The sequence below is a fragment of the Achromobacter anxifer genome (assembly GCF_903652925.1).
Lineage (GTDB): Bacteria > Pseudomonadota > Gammaproteobacteria > Burkholderiales > Burkholderiaceae_B > Achromobacter > Achromobacter anxifer.
In genome coordinates this window covers 816,779-831,669 of the sequence record NZ_CAHLAR010000002.1, presented here as the reverse complement: position 1 = coordinate 831,669, position 14,891 = coordinate 816,779, and the positions used below count along the sequence as shown (strand labels likewise).

Here is a 14,891-nt window from a genome sequence, read left to right as displayed (position 1 = left end):
CCGCGCTGCGCCTGGCGCCCGGCACGGCGCGCGGCTGCGTGGCCGCCGCCCACAGCGGCGCCGCGCCCGGAACAAAGGTGAATCTGATCGAGGCCTTCATGGTGCCGGCCGACGCGGCCGCGCCCTGGACCATCTCGGTGTCGATCGATGCCGAACGGCCCGCCTACCTGCGCTTCGCGCCGCCGGAGGCACCCGGGTGAATCAGGCTGCCGGCGCGGACGCCGGGCTGCGCATCTTCCACGGCGCGTAAGCGCATTCGAGCACGGCGGCAAGAAAGCAGATCCGCAAGGGCTCGATCAGCAGCCCAGTGGAAGAATCGCGGAACGGACTGCCGAACAGCAGCGACACGCCATGCGCCAGCAGCTGCCAGGTATCCAGGTCGTGCGGCCCGATCAGGCGCGCCGCGCCGTACCACAGCCACGCGGCGCCCCAGTCGATCAGGCGGTAGCCCACGATCAGCGTCACCAGCAGCAGCGCGCCGCTGTGAAAGGCCAGCCGCACGCCGCTGGCCAGCGGCAGATAGCGCTTGCGGTAGCCGGCGATGAAATGCTCGACGAAATCGCGCAGGAAGCGCGGCACCGCGCGATAGCGTTCGCCGAACCGTTCCAGCCTTTGATAGCGCCTGAGTTCCGCGTCCTCGCGCACGTCATAGCCATAGACCAGCGCCGCCATCACCAGCCAGAGCACCGGCAACAAGGCATAGAAGAACAGGCTGACCAGCGTCGCGCCCCAGCCTGGCCCTTGCGCCTCGGCAGGGGTCATGCCCGCGGCCCAGGCGTTGGATATGGGCGTCACCATGTTGATCAGGGATTGCCACAGCGCGTCCAGCCCGCGCCGGTCCGCCAGCCATTGCCAGGCCTGGTCCTTCCAGCGGCTGATGACGTACAAGCCGATCAGGATCCAGTTGGTTTCGCACAGCACCACCAGCCATTGCCAGCGGCCCTTCCCGGTGCGGTCGCGCGCCATGACCGCCGCCTTGCGCACCAGCCAGGAGATTGCCACCGAGACGATCAGCCAGCGCGAATCCAGCGCGTCCAGCACGTTGCCGTGCTCGCCCAAGGGGTCCAGGCCATAGGCCAGGCGCGAGTATTGCCGCACGATGTCGCCCAGGAAGCCCCAGGCCGCGTAATAGGCAAAGAACGGCAGCAAGGCCACCGTCAGCGCCTGCCCCAGCCGCCCTTGCGCGCCGTCCCCCGCCGCGTCCCCGCCGCGCGCCGCCGCTTGCGCCTCGCGCAAGGCCGGCAGGCCGGGCAGCAGCACCAGAAACATTGCCACGGTCGTGACCAACTGCGCCAACGCGACCAGGGTCAGCACGGCCAGGCCGGCCAGATGGTTGACGAAGCCGGTCTGCGCCGCCACCCACAGCAGCACATCGCGCGCCAGCGCGCCTGCCAGCACCAGCGCCATCAGCTGCGGCCAGAACCGCAGCCACAATCGGCCAGTCAGCGCCCATGGCGCGAGTACGGGCTCGAGCATGTCTACACCCTGTGGTTGCGCGGATTGAAGCGGTCGATGTTAATCTCGCGGCGGCGCGCGGAATGTTACCGCTCGCCACGATTGCGCACAGGGTGTCAACGCGCGATCAGAGGGCCTCGAGCCGCCATCCTGCCGCGGTCGCCCTCAAGTAATGCGTCAATTGCAGGCTGTCCATGAAGGCATCGTCGTGCGACACCACCACCAGGGCGCCGCAATACACGCGCAGTATCGTCTCCAGCGCGTGCAGCGAGGGCAGATCCAGATGGTTGCTGGGTTCATCCAGCAACAGCAGCTGCGCGGGCGGGTCCGCGTACAGCGCGCACGCCAAAGCCGCTTTCAGCCGTTCGCCGCCGCTGAGCGCCCCGCTGGGCGCCATGATCTTGCGCGCGTCCAGACCCAATTGCGCCAGGCGCGTGCGCAGATCGCCTTCCGGCGCGCGGCGGTTGGCCTCCTGCATCTGCTCCAGCACCGTGCGCCCCGGCGCCAGCGTGGCCAGTTCCTGGTCCAGGTAGACCGCGTCCACCGAGACCTGGCACGTTCCATCCGCCGGCGGAAGCTGGCCAGCCAGCACCTTGAGCAAGGTCGACTTGCCGCAGCCGTTGGGGCCGACCACGCCCACCCGCTGTTGCCCGCTCAGCGTCAGGTCGATGCGGCGCGTGGCGGCCGCGACAAACGGCAGCCGCACCCCGTCCAGCTGCGCCACGCGGCGCTGCGCAGGCGCGGCTGGCGAGAGCCCGCGCAGCACGATGGCATTGTCGTCCTCGACCTGGTCCGCCGCTGCCCGCACGCGCTGCGCCAACTGCTCGCTCGCCGCCGCATGTTGCCGGCGCAGCTTGCCCATCGAGCTCTCGCTGCGTTCCTTCTGCCGGTCCAGCAGAATACTGGCCTGATTGGCCTCCCGCCCCTGACGGTTGCCGCGCGCCTGCCGCCGCTCCTGGCGCTCGCGCTGCTCGCGCAGCGCCTGTTCCTCGCGCTGGCGTTCGTGCTTGCGCTGTTCCAGCAGCTGGAGCGCGCTGTGCCGTTCCTCCTCCTTCCGCTGCGCATAGAAGCTGTAGCCGCCCCCGTAGCTGCGCAGCCCCAATGAAGACAGTTCCACGATGCGCGCCATCGTTTCCAGCAACTGGCGGTCATGGCTGATCGCCAGCAGCCCGCGCGGCCAGCGCTGCAATTGTTCCAGCAACGCGCGCCGGTTTGGCCGGTCCAGGTGATTGGTGGGTTCGTCCAGGATCAGGAAGTCAGCGTCGGACAGCAAGGCGCCGATCAGCGCGACGCGCATGGCCTCGCCGCCGCTGAGCCGGCCCGCCGGCGCTGCGGCATCCAAATAGCCCAGGCCGGCGCGTTCCAGCTCCTGCGCCAGTCGCTGGCGCACATCCCAGCGCTCGCCCACGATGTCGAAATCCGCGGCAGCCGCGCTGCCGGCTTCGATGCGCACCAGCGCATCCAGCACGGCCTGCATGCCCGCCAGGCCGGCAACCGTCTCGTGCCCGCGCGGCGCGGCCTGTTGCGCCAGGTAATGCACGCTGCCCGGACGGACGCAGCGGCCCGAGGTCGGCTGCAGCTGTCCGGCCAGAATGCGGGCCAGCACGGTCTTGCCCGCGCCATTGCGCCCGACCAGCCCGGTGGGCCGATGATCGAGCTGTATGTCGAGACTGGAGAAAAGCGTCCTGCCATCCGGCAGAACATAGGACGCGCCTTCCAGCGCGAGATAGGGATTCGTCATATGCGGTTCCAAGGATGCCGAGAACTCCCCTGCTCTCTGGGGGTAGGTGGAGACTGGCCGTCGGGAAGACGGCGGCATCAATGGCGCATGGCGAATGACTCCTGGGGATGGGATGGATGCTGCATTGTAAGAGCGGTTGCGGCGCGGGGCCAAGCCGGGCAAAGGCTGCCACGACTGCGATGAAGGCTCATCCCATCAGCGCATCCAGTTCCTTGGAGGCCGAACGCAGGACCCGCCGCCCTTCCTTCGCGGCGTTGACCTGCAAGGCGACGCGCGCCACCTCCAGCACGGCCTCGGCCTGCGGATGGCTACCCCGGGCCTGCAGCCAGGCCAGCACATCCGCCAGATGCCAGATCGATGTGCTGCCTTCGTGCACCGGCAGCGGAAAGCTGCCGGGGTGGGCCAGCATGAGCTTGCGCATGTTCTGCCGCGACACGCCGACGAGCTCGGCCACGTCGGTCAGGCCCACGAGATCGGGCCCGGCCTCGATCAGTTTGGCGGAAGGCGCGGCGCGCCGGACGTCCCGCAGCGCCGAGCACACCGCCGCCTCGGCGTTGTCCGCCTCGCGGGTGAACTCCAGCGCCAGCCGTCCCGGCAGCCCCGTGCCCACCAGCGCATCATCGCAACCGGCCTCGCCCAGGCGTTCGACCAGCGCGTCCAGGTCGTGAGCGTCATCGGCAAGCTGGTACTTCAAGGTAAAGACATATTCCATCGCGCTACTCCCAGATTCCGTCGTCTGCCTCGGGCAGTCCGCGGTGCGCTGTGCAGTTGTTGACGACGCGCCGTAAGGCGCGCGCATGATTGCCTGGATTCTTCGGCGTGCTCCAGATGCTGGTGATGCAGAATTCGCCGCAGCGGCACTCCACATCGTTGCCGGGGCAATACATCCGGCCCCAGGCATGACTTCCGCCGACTTCCACGCGCCAGCCGTTTTCTTCGGCCTGGCGCAGCGCTGCCTCTACCTCTTTCTTGGGATGGGACGGACGAGCCATCATTGGTTTCCAGTATGAAGACAATCGAGATGGTTGTCAATCGACAACCTGAAAATTTTCGAGCGTTGCAGCGGCGCCACTTCAAAGCCGCCGCCGGCTTTCCGGCAAGGCCGCAGAACCCGAAAGCCGGCCATGCAGCTTATCCAGGGCTCACTTGGGAACCAAGGCGGAATCCGTCTGAAAAGAAGAGGACAAGCGCCAAAAGGCTTGCGGGATGTACTACTGCACGCATTTATGGACGGCTGCAATCCATCCGGGCCGCCTATTCGCGCCCTGCCCGCCGCCCCTACATTGCGATGGTCTCAACACACATCGCAAGGACCACTCCATGTCCACCATGACTCAAACAGGCATCGCAAATGCCTCCCATCGTCCGGCCGCCGACACGCTGCGCGACGGCGCGGAATTCCTGGGGCGCGCCCTGCTGTCGGCGCTGTTCCTGCTGTCCGGCTTCGGCAAGATCGCCGCCTATGGAGCAACCGCCGGCTACATGGCCGCCATGGGCGTGCCCGGCCTGTTGCTGCCGCTGGTCATCGCGGCGGAGATCGGCGGCGGCCTGGCCATCCTGCTGGGATGGCGCACCCGCATCATTGCCGTCCTGCTGGCCGGGTTCACGCTACTGACCGGCCTGCTGTTCCACGCCAACTTCGGCGATCAGATGCAGATGGTCATGTTCATGAAGAACCTGGCCATCACGGGCGCCTTCCTGGCCCTGGCCGCCCACGGCGCGGGGCGGTACAGTCTGGACGCGCGCCGCGCCCACGCAAGGTGACAGCAACGACGCCAGCCGCCCGATGGCTGGCCTGTGCAAGGCTTGATCTCGCGTGACCAGGCCCTGGCCCTACCAGAGGATGATTTGCGAACAGCGGAACAGCGACAGCTTCCGCCCGTTCGCATCGACGACGGTGGCCGACCATATCTGGGTCGTGCGTCCCATGTGCTCGGCCACCGCCTCCACGCGCAGCACGCCTTCCTTGGCGGTGCCCAGGAAGTTCGACTTCAGCTCCAGCGTGGTGAAGCCCTTCGCGCCTTCCGGCAGATGCGCCAGGGTGGCGTAGCCCGCGCAGGTATCGGCCAGCATCACTTGCGTGGCCGCGTGCAGATAACCATTGGGCGCCATCATCCACGGCGCGACGGTCATCTCCATCGCCATGCGGCCTTCTTCGATCGACACCGGCCTCACGCCGAAGGTATCGGGCAGCGTGCCGCGTTGGCGTTCAAGCAGGTTATCTATGGTTTCGGTAGCGCGCAGCATGTTCTTTCCCATGTGTATGTTCATCGAAGCCTCGAAAAATACTATCCCTGGCGTCCGCGCGCCATCAGCGCCGCAAAGGCCAGCGCCGAAGCCGCGGCCAGCACCAGCCCCAGCGTCATCGCGGGGCTGCCGCCCGCCAGGCTGGCCAGTGCGGTCATGCCACCCGCGCAACCCATCTGCAGGCCGCCCAGCAGCGACGAAGCCAGCCCCGCCTGCCGGCTGAACGGCCCCAGCGCCATGGCCGTGCCCAACGGGTTGACCAGCCCCATGCCGAACAGATACAGCGCGACGGCCGCCGTGAATTGAGGCAAGCCGCCCTCTTCGCCCCCCGCCAGCAGCGCCAGCGCGCCGGCCAGCGCCACCGCGCAGCCGCAACGCGCCACCCGCGCCGCGCCCCAACGGTGCGCCAGGCGCGGCGCCAGCATGCCGGCGGCAAAGACCACGAACACGGTGGACGCGAAGAACAGGCCCAGCTGCACCGCGCTCAAGCCCATGCGCCCCATGAGCATGGCCGGCGTGGCGGCGAAAAAGGCATACAGCCCGCCGATGATGACGCTTACCGCCAGCGCCGGCCCCATGAACCGGACGTCTCGCGCCAGGGTCGCGTATCCGCGCAGCACGGCAGCCGGCGTGGCCGCGGCGCGCCGGTCGGCCGGATGCGTCTCTCCCACCACGACGGCATAGGCCAGCGCCAACAGCAGGCCCAGCAAGGCGACCAGCGCGAAGCTGGCGCGCCAGCCTGGCCCGTATTCCATCGCGCTGCCCAGCAGCGGCGAAAACCCGGGCGCCGCCGCCATTGCCACCATGGTCAGGGCCAGCGTGCGCGACAAGGCCTCGCCCTCGAACAGATCGCGCGCGATGGCGCGCGACAGCACCGAGGCCGCGCACACGCCTAGCGCCTGGATCACCCTGCCCGCCACCAACAGCGGCAAGGTCGGCGCCCAGGCGCAAACCAGGCTGCCAGCCAGAAACAGCGCCAGCCCGCCCAGCACCGGGGCGCGACGGCCCCAGCGGTCCGAAACCGGCCCGACGAACAACTGCCCGATGGCGAAGGCCAGGAAGAAGCTCGACAGCACCAGCCCCATGTCACGCGTGTCCACGCCCAGTTCGGACGCCATGCGCGGAAAGGCCGGCAAAATGATGTTGGTGGAAAGCGCGCCCAGGGCGGCCAGCCCGGCAAGCACGGCCAGCAGGCGTCCGCTCAAGCGGGCGGGAACGGCGGCGCCCTGCGCGGCGGCGATGGCGGCGGGACCGTTCATGGCTCAAAGCGCGCCCGCGTAGCGCGGCGCGACGGTGTTGCTGGACAGATGGGCCGCCATGGCCAGGCGCGCGGCTTCGTAGGCATCCCACTCCTCCGCGGCATGCAGCGAGGGGATCGTCACCCGTTCGCCGCGCTCAAAGCCCAGCAAGGCGGCATCGACCAGGTCTTCGGCCCGCATCACGATGCGCGGATCCAGCTGTTCCACCGGACGGCCGCCTATGGCCCAGAAGTCGGTGGCCGTGGCGCCCGGCAACACGGCCTGCACCCGCAGGCCCGTGCCCGCCAGCTCGTGCTGCAGCGACTGGCTGAACGCCAGCACGAAGGCCTTGGTGCCTCCATAGACGCCGTTCAATACTTCCGGGGCGACGGCGACGATGGAGGCGATGTTGATGAGGGCGCCGCGGCCGCGCGCGACGAAACCGGGAACGGCTGCATAGGCCAGCCGCATCGGCGCGGTGACGTTCAACTCGACCATGCGGGTCATCTGCGCCACGTCGCTTTGCAGCAGCGGCGTGTGTGTGCCGATGCCGGCGTTATTCACCAGCAAGGCGATGCTGGCGTCCTGCCGCAGCTGATCCTCCACCCGCGCCAACGAGTCGCGGTCGGCAAGATCCGCGGGCAGCACCTCGACCGCGCGGCCCGTGCGGGTGCTGATGGCGCTGGCCAGCGCGTTCAGGCGTTCACGGTTGCGCGCGACCAGGATCAGGTCGTAGCCCTGCTGGGCGAGCTTTTCCGCGTACAAGGCGCCGATACCGCTGGAGGCGCCCGTGACCAGGGCGGTGCCGGGATGGATTTGTGACATGGCGAGACTCCTGAATGGGGAATGGACGTTTTCCATGGCGTCCATGTTGCGACTTGCGGCCAATGGCGTAAATGACATATATAGTTATTAATCAGGACATGCACGAAACAGGACGTCACCCATGCACCGCATCGGCTACATACTTCCCGAAGGCTTCCAGGTCATAGGCCTGGGCACGCAGGCCGTTTTCGAATTGGCCAACGTGGTGGCGGGCCAGCCCTTCTACGCCGTGGACAGCTATGCCCTGGACGGTTCCGTGCGCGCGTCGGCGGGCCTGACGGTGCAAGCCCGCCCTCTCACCGCCCGCAGCCAGGCCGACACCTGGCTCGTGACCGGCGTGATTTCGCCCCTGGCCCGGCCGGTGGCGGCGGAACTGCCCCGGCTGCTGGAAAAGCTCGCGCCCCGCTCGCGCCGCATCGCCGGCCTGTGCACCGGCGCTTTCCTGCTGGCGGAGGCCGGCCTGCTGGACGGCCGGCGCGCCACCACCCACTGGTACTGGGCCGAAGCCTTGCGGCAGCGCCATCCCCGCATCCAGGTCGAGGCCGACCGAATCTACATCGCCGACGGGCCGGTATGGACCTCCGCCGGCATGACGGCCGAACTGGATCTGGCATTGGCGCTGGTGGAAAAGGACCTGGGCGCCGAGGCCGCCCGCTCGGTGGCGCACCGCCTGGTCATGCACCAGCGCCGCTCCGGCGGGCAATCCCAGCATTCGGAAATGCTCAGGCTCGCGCCCAAATCTGACCGCATCCAGCAGGCGCTGGAGCACGCCCGCCGCAACCTCTCGCAGCCCCTCAGCGTGGAACAGCTGGCCGAGGCCGCCAGCCTCAGCCCGCGCCAGTTCAGCCGCGTGTTCACGGCCGAAACCGGCCAGTCTCCCGCCAAGGCCATCGAGGGACTGCGGCTGGAAGCCGCCCGTCTGATGATAGAAAGCAGCCGCCATCCGCTGGACGTGGTCGCCAGGGAAACCGGCTTTCGCGACCGGCGCCACATGCGCGAGGCCTTCATGCGCGGCTTCGGCCAGCCGCCGCAAGCCCTGCGGCGCGACTCGCGGACGGCTGCTCCGGCCCCCTGAGCGGGCGCAAAGCTCCCATTCCCGGCGCCGTCTCGCGCCCCGCCGTCCAGTACAATTTGCGCCTTGGCGACGTTGTGATCGCCCATCTGTCTGGACCAAAGCATGTTGCGACTGTCTGAAATCAAGCTGCCGTTGAACCACACGCCCGAGGAATTGCCTGCGGCGATTCTCAAGAAACTAGGCGTCCCGGCCAGCGACCTGCGTGGATATACCGTGGCCTCCCGCAGCTACGACGCCCGCAAGAAACACAATATCCTCCTGATCTACACGCTCGACATCGACGTCGAGAACGAAACGGCGCTGCTCAAGCGCTTTCACGACGACCGCAACGTCAAGCCGACTCCCGACACCGAATACAAATTCGTCGCCCAGGCGCCCGCCGGCCTGGCCAGGCGCCCCATCGTCATCGGCACCGGCCCCTGTGGGCTGTTCGCCGGGCTGGTTCTGGCGCAAATGGGTTTCAAGCCCATCATCCTGGAACGCGGCAAGGCCGTGCGCGAACGCACCAAGGACACCTGGGGCCTGTGGCGCAAGCGGATCCTGAATCCCGAATCGAACGTGCAGTTCGGCGAAGGCGGCGCGGGCACGTTCTCGGACGGCAAGCTGTACAGCCAGATCAAGGATCCCAAGCATTACGGCGAGAAGGTCCTGAAGGAATTCGTGCTGGCCGGCGCGCCGGAAGAAATCCTGTACGTGAGCAAGCCGCACATCGGCACGTTCCGCCTGGTCGGCATGGTCGAAGTCATGCGCGACACCATCACCAAGCTGGGCGGCGAAGTCCGCTTCTCCAGCAAGGTGGAAACGGTGCAGCGGGAAAACGGCCGCATCACCGGCGTGACCCTGGCCAATGGCGAGCACATCGAAGCCGACCACGTCGTGCTGGCCATCGGCCACAGCGCGCGCGACACCTTCGAGATGCTGCGCGACCAGGGCGTGTTCATGGAAGCCAAGCCGTTCTCCATCGGCTTTCGCATCGAACACCCGCAATCGCTGATCGACCGCGCCCGGTTCGGTCCCAACGCCGGCCATCCCATCCTGGGCGCGGCGGACTACAAGCTGGTGCACCACGCCAGCAACGGGCGGTCGGTGTACAGCTTCTGCATGTGCCCGGGCGGCACCGTGGTGGCGGCCACCTCCGAACCCAACCGCGTGGTCACCAACGGCATGAGCCAGTATTCGCGCAACGAGCGCAATGCCAACGCCGGCATCGTGGTCGGGATTTCGCCCGAGGTCGACTACCCCGAGCACGTGCTGGCGGGCGTGGACTTCCAGCGCAAATGGGAGTCCCAGGCGTTCGAGCTGGGCGGCCGCAATTACAGCGCCCCGGGCCAGCTGGTCGGCGATTTCATCGCGGGCAAGGCCTCGACCGAGTTCGGCTCGGTGCAGCCCTCGTACACGCCGGGCGTGCATCTGACCGACCTGGCGGACGCCCTGCCCGAATTCGCCATCAGCGCCATCCGCGAGGCCCTGCCGGTGTTCGACAAGACCATCAAGGGCTTCGGCATGCACGACGCCGTGCTTACCGGCGTCGAAACGCGCACCTCCTCGCCCATCCGAATCAAGCGCGACACCGAGACCCTGCAAAGCATCAACACCGAGGGCCTGTTTCCGGCCGGTGAAGGCGCGGGCTACGCAGGCGGCATCCTGTCGGCGGGCGTGGACGGCATCAAGATCGCCGAGGCCGTCGCCTTGAGCATCATGAGCCGCCAGCGGCAGGCTGGCTGACGCGGGCACGACCGGGGAAGCCGGGGTCACAGCCCCATTCCCCTCAAAAATGGACGAATGAACGCCGCGCGCGCCATCTAGTGCGCGCGGCCCGGCATTCCTATTCTGGAGGGCATATCAACCCCAGTCAGGAAATGCCATGACCCAACCCCGCATCGGCATCATCATCGGTTCCACCCGCGAAGGCCGCTTCAGCGACAAGCCTGCCGCGTGGATACACGCCATCGCCAGCCGGCGCGGCAAGCAAGCGCGCAGCACCGGACTCTAAGCGAGGGGCGTCATGGACATATCCACTCCCGCCACGCAGGCCGCAGCCCTTCATCTCCCGGCAAAACGCCGCATCGTCCACCAGACCGCGGGATCCAGCCACCGCTCCATCACGCGCCTGATGAGCCCGTCCGACCTGGGCGAAGTGCTCAAGCCCCACGTCTTCCTGGACCATTTCGACGATCCCGCCATGCGGCCCATGGCCATGCCGCTGCATCCGCATTCGGGCATCGCCACGCTCACCTACCTGCTGGAGGGCCACATCAGCTACGAGGATTCCACCGGCGCCAACGGCACGCTGCCGCCCGGCAGCGTGGAATGGATGATGGCGGGCGGCGGCGTCTGGCACGGCGGCGGCGCGGCGACCGAGGGCCGCATCCGCGGCTTCCAGCTGTGGGTGGCCATGCCGCCGGAACTGGAGAGTGCGCCCGCGTTCAGCCGCTACATCAGTCCCGAGGGCCTGCCCGCCGCCGGTCCGGCGCGAGTGCTGCTGGGCCAGTACATGGGCGTGGCAGGCGCATTGGCGGCACCCTCTCCCATGACCTATCTTGGCGTGCGTCTGCGCGCCGGCGAGCAATGGCGCTACGTGCCGCCGCCTGGGCATAGCGTCGCCTGGCTGGCCGTCAGCTCGGGCGAGCTGCGCGCCCATGGCAGCGTAAGCGCCGGCGAGATGGCCGTGTTCGACGAGTCCGAAGAGGCCATCGACATCCGGGCGACACAGGACACCGAATTCGTGATCGGATCCGCCGTCCCGCATCCGCACCCTCTCGTGCTCGGTTCGTACTCGGTCCATACCAGTCCCGCCGCGCTGGCCCTGGGCGCAAGCCGCATCCGCGAAATCGGCGCCACGCTGGAAGGCCGCGCCCGTGTACGATTCTGAAGCGCGCCCGGCCCGCCCCACAGGAGCATGACCAGGGCCTGTTCACCCTTGAAGGAATCTTGCATGGTCGATCTGAACGATGTCGCGCTGTTCGTCCAGGTGGTGCAGGCAGGCAGCTTCGCCGAGGCGGCCCGCCGCGCCGGCATGCCCTCCAACACCCTCAGCCGGCGCATCCAGCAGCTGGAAGCCGCGCTGGGCGCCCGGCTGTTGCATCGTTCGACCCGCAAGCTCACCCTGACGGAGGTCGGCGCTGCCTTCCATGCGCGCTGCGCCGATTCCGTGGAAATCCTGGCCGAAGCCGCCACCGACCTGGCCGAGGACGGCCCTTCGCCGGGCGGCCGGATACGCGTGGCGGCGCCGGCGGATTTCTTCAACTGGTTTCCGGTGGACTGGATGGCCGAGTTCCTGCGCGCCTACCCCAAGGTGAAGCTGGAATTCGCGCTCAGCGACAGCCGCGCCGACCTGGTGAGCGAACGCATCGACGTCGCTATCCGCGGCGGCGAAGTGCAGGAGCCCACGCTGGTGGCGCGCCGCATCGGCACCGGCAGGCACAGCCTGGTCGCCAGCCCCGCCTACCTGGCCGAACGCGGCATGCCGCAAGCCCCGGAGGACCTGCCGTCGCATGACTGCATCGTCATGTCCTCGGCCTCGGGCCGCCCGGTCTGGCGGCTGATCGGCCCTGAGGGCGCCATCGAGGTTCCCGTGTCCGGGCGCTTCCACGCCAACTCCGCGCAGGCCCTGCTGCAGGCGGCCCTGTCCGGCCTGGGAATCTCCCTGCTGCCGGACGTCATGAGCGCCGCCCATATCCGCGACGGCCGGCTCGTCGCGGTGCTGTCGTCATATGGCGTCGCCGGCGTGGACCTGCATCTCGTCTACCAGAGCCGGCGGCAACTGCCGCGCGCGGTCCACGCCTTCGTGGAATTCACGATGGCCAAGATACGCGAGTCCGGCCTGGTCTGCCTGAATTGAAGCCGGCCCCTTGAAGCCGTCGCACCACACACTAGGCCCCGGGCAGCGGCGCCTTGCCCTCGCGGATTACCGCTATCGTGTGGCCGCCGAAACCCCAGTTGTCGGTGTCCACTTCCTCGATCACGATGTGCGTCCAGGCCGGCGGCTTGTTCAGCACGCGCTCCAGCGTTTCAGTGACTTCCCGTATGACCTGCGCTTTCTGCTCGGCGGTAACGCCTTCACGGGTAATGCGGATACTGACGAAAGGCATGACGTTCTCCTGGTTGAAATGCCTGCACCCGCAACCTGGCCTGACTTCGGCATCAATCCAGCTTGGGATCAGGAAACGGCAGCTTATCCTGAGAAACGCTGGGCTGCGCCTTCCACGTCTTGCCCTGCTTGTAGAAATCCATCTGGTTCTCGCTGATCGCGGAGCCCATGGTCACCGCGACGGTGCAGGCGACCTGGCCCGGATGCGAGGCCTCTTCCGCCTTGATGCAGGTGCCCAGCTTGACCTTGGACGGGCGCGGCATGCCGGAACCCGCCAGCATGTCGACGATCGCATCCGTCGCTTCAGGAATGGTGGGCAGGACCAGGTCCTGGGCGCGGGCAACGCTTCCGGCGCCCAACAGTGCAAGCAGCGACGCGGTGGAAATCAAGGCCTTGTACATGTGGCAGTTCCATCGGGATTGAGACCGCCGCAGCTTAAAGGAACAGACCGCGCGCTACCGTAACAGAGCGATACGCGTCATTGCCTGTCTTGGCTCTTGGGCAGGATGTGGGGGTTGTAGACCACTTCCCACAAGTGCCCGTCCGGGTCCATGAAGTAGCCGGCATAGCCGCCATAAAAGGTGTCCGCCGCGGCCTTGACCACCCTGGCGCCCGCGCGGCCCGCCTGCCGCATCACCTCGTCCACCTCGTTCCTGGACAGGACATTGTGTCCTAGCGACATTTCCAGCTGGCCTCCCGTCCTCAGCGGAAGACCCGTATCGGCGGCCATGCTGGCGCGCGGCCACACGGCAAGCTTCAGGCCGTCCTGCAGATCGAAGAACGCGACCGCGCCGTGCTCGACGTGCTGTCCCACGATGCCCTCGGTGTACAGCCCCAGCCCGTCCCGGTAGAAAGCCACCGATCGCTCCAGATCCTCGACGCCGAGGGTAATGACCGTGATGCTTGGTTTCATGGGACGCTCCCTGAGATGAGGCCACGGTCGCCAAATTACCAGACAGGCAGCATGTTGTGGGTTTCAAACCATGACCCGGCCGCCTGCGACGTCCAGGACGATGCCGGTGACCCAGGACGACGCATCGCTGAGCAGGAACAGCGATGCCTGGGCAATATCTTCCGGCGTGCCCAGCCGGCCCAGCGGAAAGGCAGGCAGCATCTGCGCCTGCCGCTCCGGCGGCAGGTTGGCCCTGGTGCGCTCGGTCAGCACCGCCGACGGCGAAATGCAGTTGACGCGCACGCCGGCCGGGCCAGCCTCCTGCGCCAGGTGCCGCGTCAGCATGATCACGCCCGCCTTCGCCGCGCCATAGCCCGCCGGCGCGCCCGAGGCCATGCGGCCACCGGCGGATGCCATGGTCAGGATGCCGCCGCTGCCGCGGGCGAGCATGTCCGGCAGGAAGCACTTGAGGGTAAAGAAGGTGGAGGTCAGGTTGTGGTCCAGGCTGGAACGCCAGTCTTCCTCGCTGATCTCATGCACGGGTACGGGCCTTGCCGTGCCGCCTCCGGCAAACGCCAGCACGAAATCCGGCGCGCCGAACTCCGTCAGGACGGCATCGCGCATGCGCCGCACCTGGGCCAGGTCCGAGCAATCCGCCCGGATGGCGAGCACCTCGGCGCCACATGCGCGCACGGCCGCCACGCTGCTCTGCAAGGCCTCCTCGTCGCGCCCGTTGATTGCCACGCGCACGCCGTTGCGCGCCAACGCGAGGCAGGTTGCGGCGCCGACGCCGCGCGAACCGCCGGTCACCACCGCGACCTTGCCGCGCATGTCCGCGTAGACGGGCGGACCGGGCACGGCGCGAACTTCGCTATCAGGCTGCGTCATAGGTCCTCACTTCGATGCTATGCAGATCGGGATCGTGGAAGTACAGCGCATCCGCCCAGCCTCGCGCGCCGTACTGCCAGCCTATGCCGCCATCGCGCGTGAATGCATCGCCGCCAAACGGAAGGCCCAGCGTCCGCAGCCGCTGATACACTGCCTCGAACGCTTTCCGATCCACTTCCAGAGCCAGGTGGACGGGGTCGTTCGGCGCCTGTTCCAGCAGGTCGATCACGCAACCGTTGCCCAGGCGCAGTACCTCGAAAGGCGGCGCACTGGCGTGCGGCAACGCCAGCACCTGCTGATAGAAGCTGATCGATCTGGCCGCGTCGGCGACGCGCAGGATGAGATGATCTATTTGCATGGCCTCGGTCCGGAGGATTGGGAACACCCAGGCGCATGCAAGTCTATCCATGCCCCGCCGCCCACGCAGCCAACATTGCGGC

18 protein-coding genes and 1 pseudogene are annotated in these 14,891 nt (G+C 67.7%); 7 read left to right on the top strand and 12 right to left on the bottom strand.

Annotated features, from left to right (window positions below; genetic code table 11):
• Window positions 1-200, top strand: a pseudogene (locus tag HWY37_RS09310) (hypothetical protein); the annotation flags it as partial.
• Between the two features lies 1 nt (window position 201).
• Here HWY37_RS09310 and HWY37_RS09305 read toward each other — a convergent pair.
• The 4 genes from HWY37_RS09305 to HWY37_RS09290 all read right to left on the bottom strand — a co-directional run bounded on the left by HWY37_RS09305 (window position 202) and on the right by HWY37_RS09290 (window position 4,188).
• On the bottom strand, window positions 202-1,476 hold the full coding sequence (locus HWY37_RS09305) for a hypothetical protein (protein ID WP_176088473.1): 1,275 nt from the start codon (window positions 1,474-1,476) through the stop codon (window positions 202-204).
• Between the two features lie 106 nt (window positions 1,477-1,582).
• Entirely contained in the window at window positions 1,583-3,196 is a 1,614-nt protein-coding gene (locus tag HWY37_RS09300; protein WP_176088472.1) for an ABC-F family ATP-binding cassette domain-containing protein, read from the bottom strand.
• A 187-nt stretch (window positions 3,197-3,383) separates the two neighbouring features.
• Entirely contained in the window at window positions 3,384-3,908 is a 525-nt protein-coding gene (locus tag HWY37_RS09295) for a helix-turn-helix transcriptional regulator (RefSeq protein WP_176088471.1), read from the bottom strand.
• Window positions 3,909-3,912: 4 nt separating this feature from the next.
• Window positions 3,913-4,188: a hypothetical protein gene (locus HWY37_RS09290; protein WP_175208062.1), complete on the bottom strand. Its 276-nt coding sequence runs from the start codon at window positions 4,186-4,188 to the stop codon at window positions 3,913-3,915.
• Between the two features lie 328 nt (window positions 4,189-4,516).
• Here HWY37_RS09290 and HWY37_RS09285 point away from each other — a divergent pair, with 328 nt between their 5' ends.
• Window positions 4,517-4,960 carry a DoxX family protein gene (locus HWY37_RS09285; RefSeq protein WP_175207984.1) on the top strand — a complete coding sequence of 148 codons (444 nt, stop codon included), beginning with the start codon at window positions 4,517-4,519 and terminating at the stop codon, window positions 4,958-4,960.
• A gap of 69 nt (window positions 4,961-5,029) precedes the next feature.
• On the opposite strand, the gene HWY37_RS09280 is transcribed toward HWY37_RS09285, so the two are convergent.
• Genes HWY37_RS09280 through HWY37_RS09270 form a run of 3 tightly spaced genes read right to left on the bottom strand, consistent with a single transcriptional unit; the run spans window position 5,030 to window position 7,506 of the window.
• Entirely contained in the window at window positions 5,030-5,443 is a 414-nt protein-coding gene (locus HWY37_RS09280) for a PaaI family thioesterase (RefSeq protein WP_176088470.1), read from the bottom strand.
• Window positions 5,444-5,484: 41 nt separating this feature from the next.
• Window positions 5,485-6,702, bottom strand: coding sequence for a multidrug effflux MFS transporter (locus HWY37_RS09275; RefSeq protein WP_176088469.1), 1,218 nt, complete (start codon window positions 6,700-6,702; stop codon window positions 5,485-5,487).
• 3 nt (window positions 6,703-6,705) lie between these two features.
• On the bottom strand, window positions 6,706-7,506 hold the full coding sequence (locus HWY37_RS09270; RefSeq protein ID WP_176088468.1) for an SDR family NAD(P)-dependent oxidoreductase: 801 nt from the start codon (window positions 7,504-7,506) through the stop codon (window positions 6,706-6,708).
• A gap of 121 nt (window positions 7,507-7,627) precedes the next feature.
• Here HWY37_RS09270 and HWY37_RS09265 point away from each other — a divergent pair, with 121 nt between their 5' ends.
• From HWY37_RS09265 to HWY37_RS09245, 5 genes are all read left to right on the top strand, one after another.
• The gene (locus HWY37_RS09265) at window positions 7,628-8,581 is read left to right on the top strand and encodes a GlxA family transcriptional regulator (protein WP_176088467.1); all 954 of its coding nucleotides are present in this window, start codon (window positions 7,628-7,630) and stop codon (window positions 8,579-8,581) included.
• A 102-nt stretch (window positions 8,582-8,683) separates the two neighbouring features.
• The gene (locus HWY37_RS09260) at window positions 8,684-10,306 is read left to right on the top strand and encodes an NAD(P)/FAD-dependent oxidoreductase (RefSeq protein WP_176088466.1); all 1,623 of its coding nucleotides are present in this window, start codon (window positions 8,684-8,686) and stop codon (window positions 10,304-10,306) included.
• 139 nt (window positions 10,307-10,445) lie between these two features.
• Window positions 10,446-10,574: a hypothetical protein gene (locus HWY37_RS34765; protein ID WP_258127996.1), complete on the top strand. Its 129-nt coding sequence runs from the start codon at window positions 10,446-10,448 to the stop codon at window positions 10,572-10,574.
• A 12-nt stretch (window positions 10,575-10,586) separates the two neighbouring features.
• Window positions 10,587-11,453 (top strand): pirin family protein, encoded by an 867-nt coding sequence (locus tag HWY37_RS09250; RefSeq protein WP_176088465.1) that lies wholly within the window; start codon window positions 10,587-10,589, stop codon window positions 11,451-11,453.
• A gap of 63 nt (window positions 11,454-11,516) precedes the next feature.
• Window positions 11,517-12,422: a LysR family transcriptional regulator gene (locus tag HWY37_RS09245; RefSeq protein WP_176088464.1), complete on the top strand. Its 906-nt coding sequence runs from the start codon at window positions 11,517-11,519 to the stop codon at window positions 12,420-12,422.
• Between the two features lie 31 nt (window positions 12,423-12,453).
• On the opposite strand, the gene HWY37_RS09240 is transcribed toward HWY37_RS09245, so the two are convergent.
• The 5 genes from HWY37_RS09240 to HWY37_RS09220 all read right to left on the bottom strand — a co-directional run bounded on the left by HWY37_RS09240 (window position 12,454) and on the right by HWY37_RS09220 (window position 14,809).
• Window positions 12,454-12,672, bottom strand: coding sequence for a tautomerase family protein (locus tag HWY37_RS09240; RefSeq protein WP_176088463.1), 219 nt, complete (start codon window positions 12,670-12,672; stop codon window positions 12,454-12,456).
• A 52-nt stretch (window positions 12,673-12,724) separates the two neighbouring features.
• Entirely contained in the window at window positions 12,725-13,072 is a 348-nt protein-coding gene (locus HWY37_RS09235) for a hypothetical protein (protein WP_175207993.1), read from the bottom strand.
• 77 nt (window positions 13,073-13,149) lie between these two features.
• A complete protein-coding gene (locus tag HWY37_RS09230) occupies window positions 13,150-13,584 on the bottom strand; it encodes a VOC family protein (RefSeq protein ID WP_176088462.1) in 435 nt (144 codons plus the stop codon).
• A gap of 63 nt (window positions 13,585-13,647) precedes the next feature.
• A complete protein-coding gene (locus tag HWY37_RS09225) occupies window positions 13,648-14,451 on the bottom strand; it encodes an SDR family NAD(P)-dependent oxidoreductase (RefSeq protein ID WP_176088461.1) in 804 nt (267 codons plus the stop codon).
• Window positions 14,438-14,809 (bottom strand): VOC family protein, encoded by a 372-nt coding sequence (locus HWY37_RS09220; protein WP_176088460.1) that lies wholly within the window; start codon window positions 14,807-14,809, stop codon window positions 14,438-14,440. The genes HWY37_RS09225 and HWY37_RS09220 overlap by 14 nt, the downstream gene beginning before the upstream one ends.
• Between the last annotated feature and the right edge of the window lie 82 nt (window positions 14,810-14,891).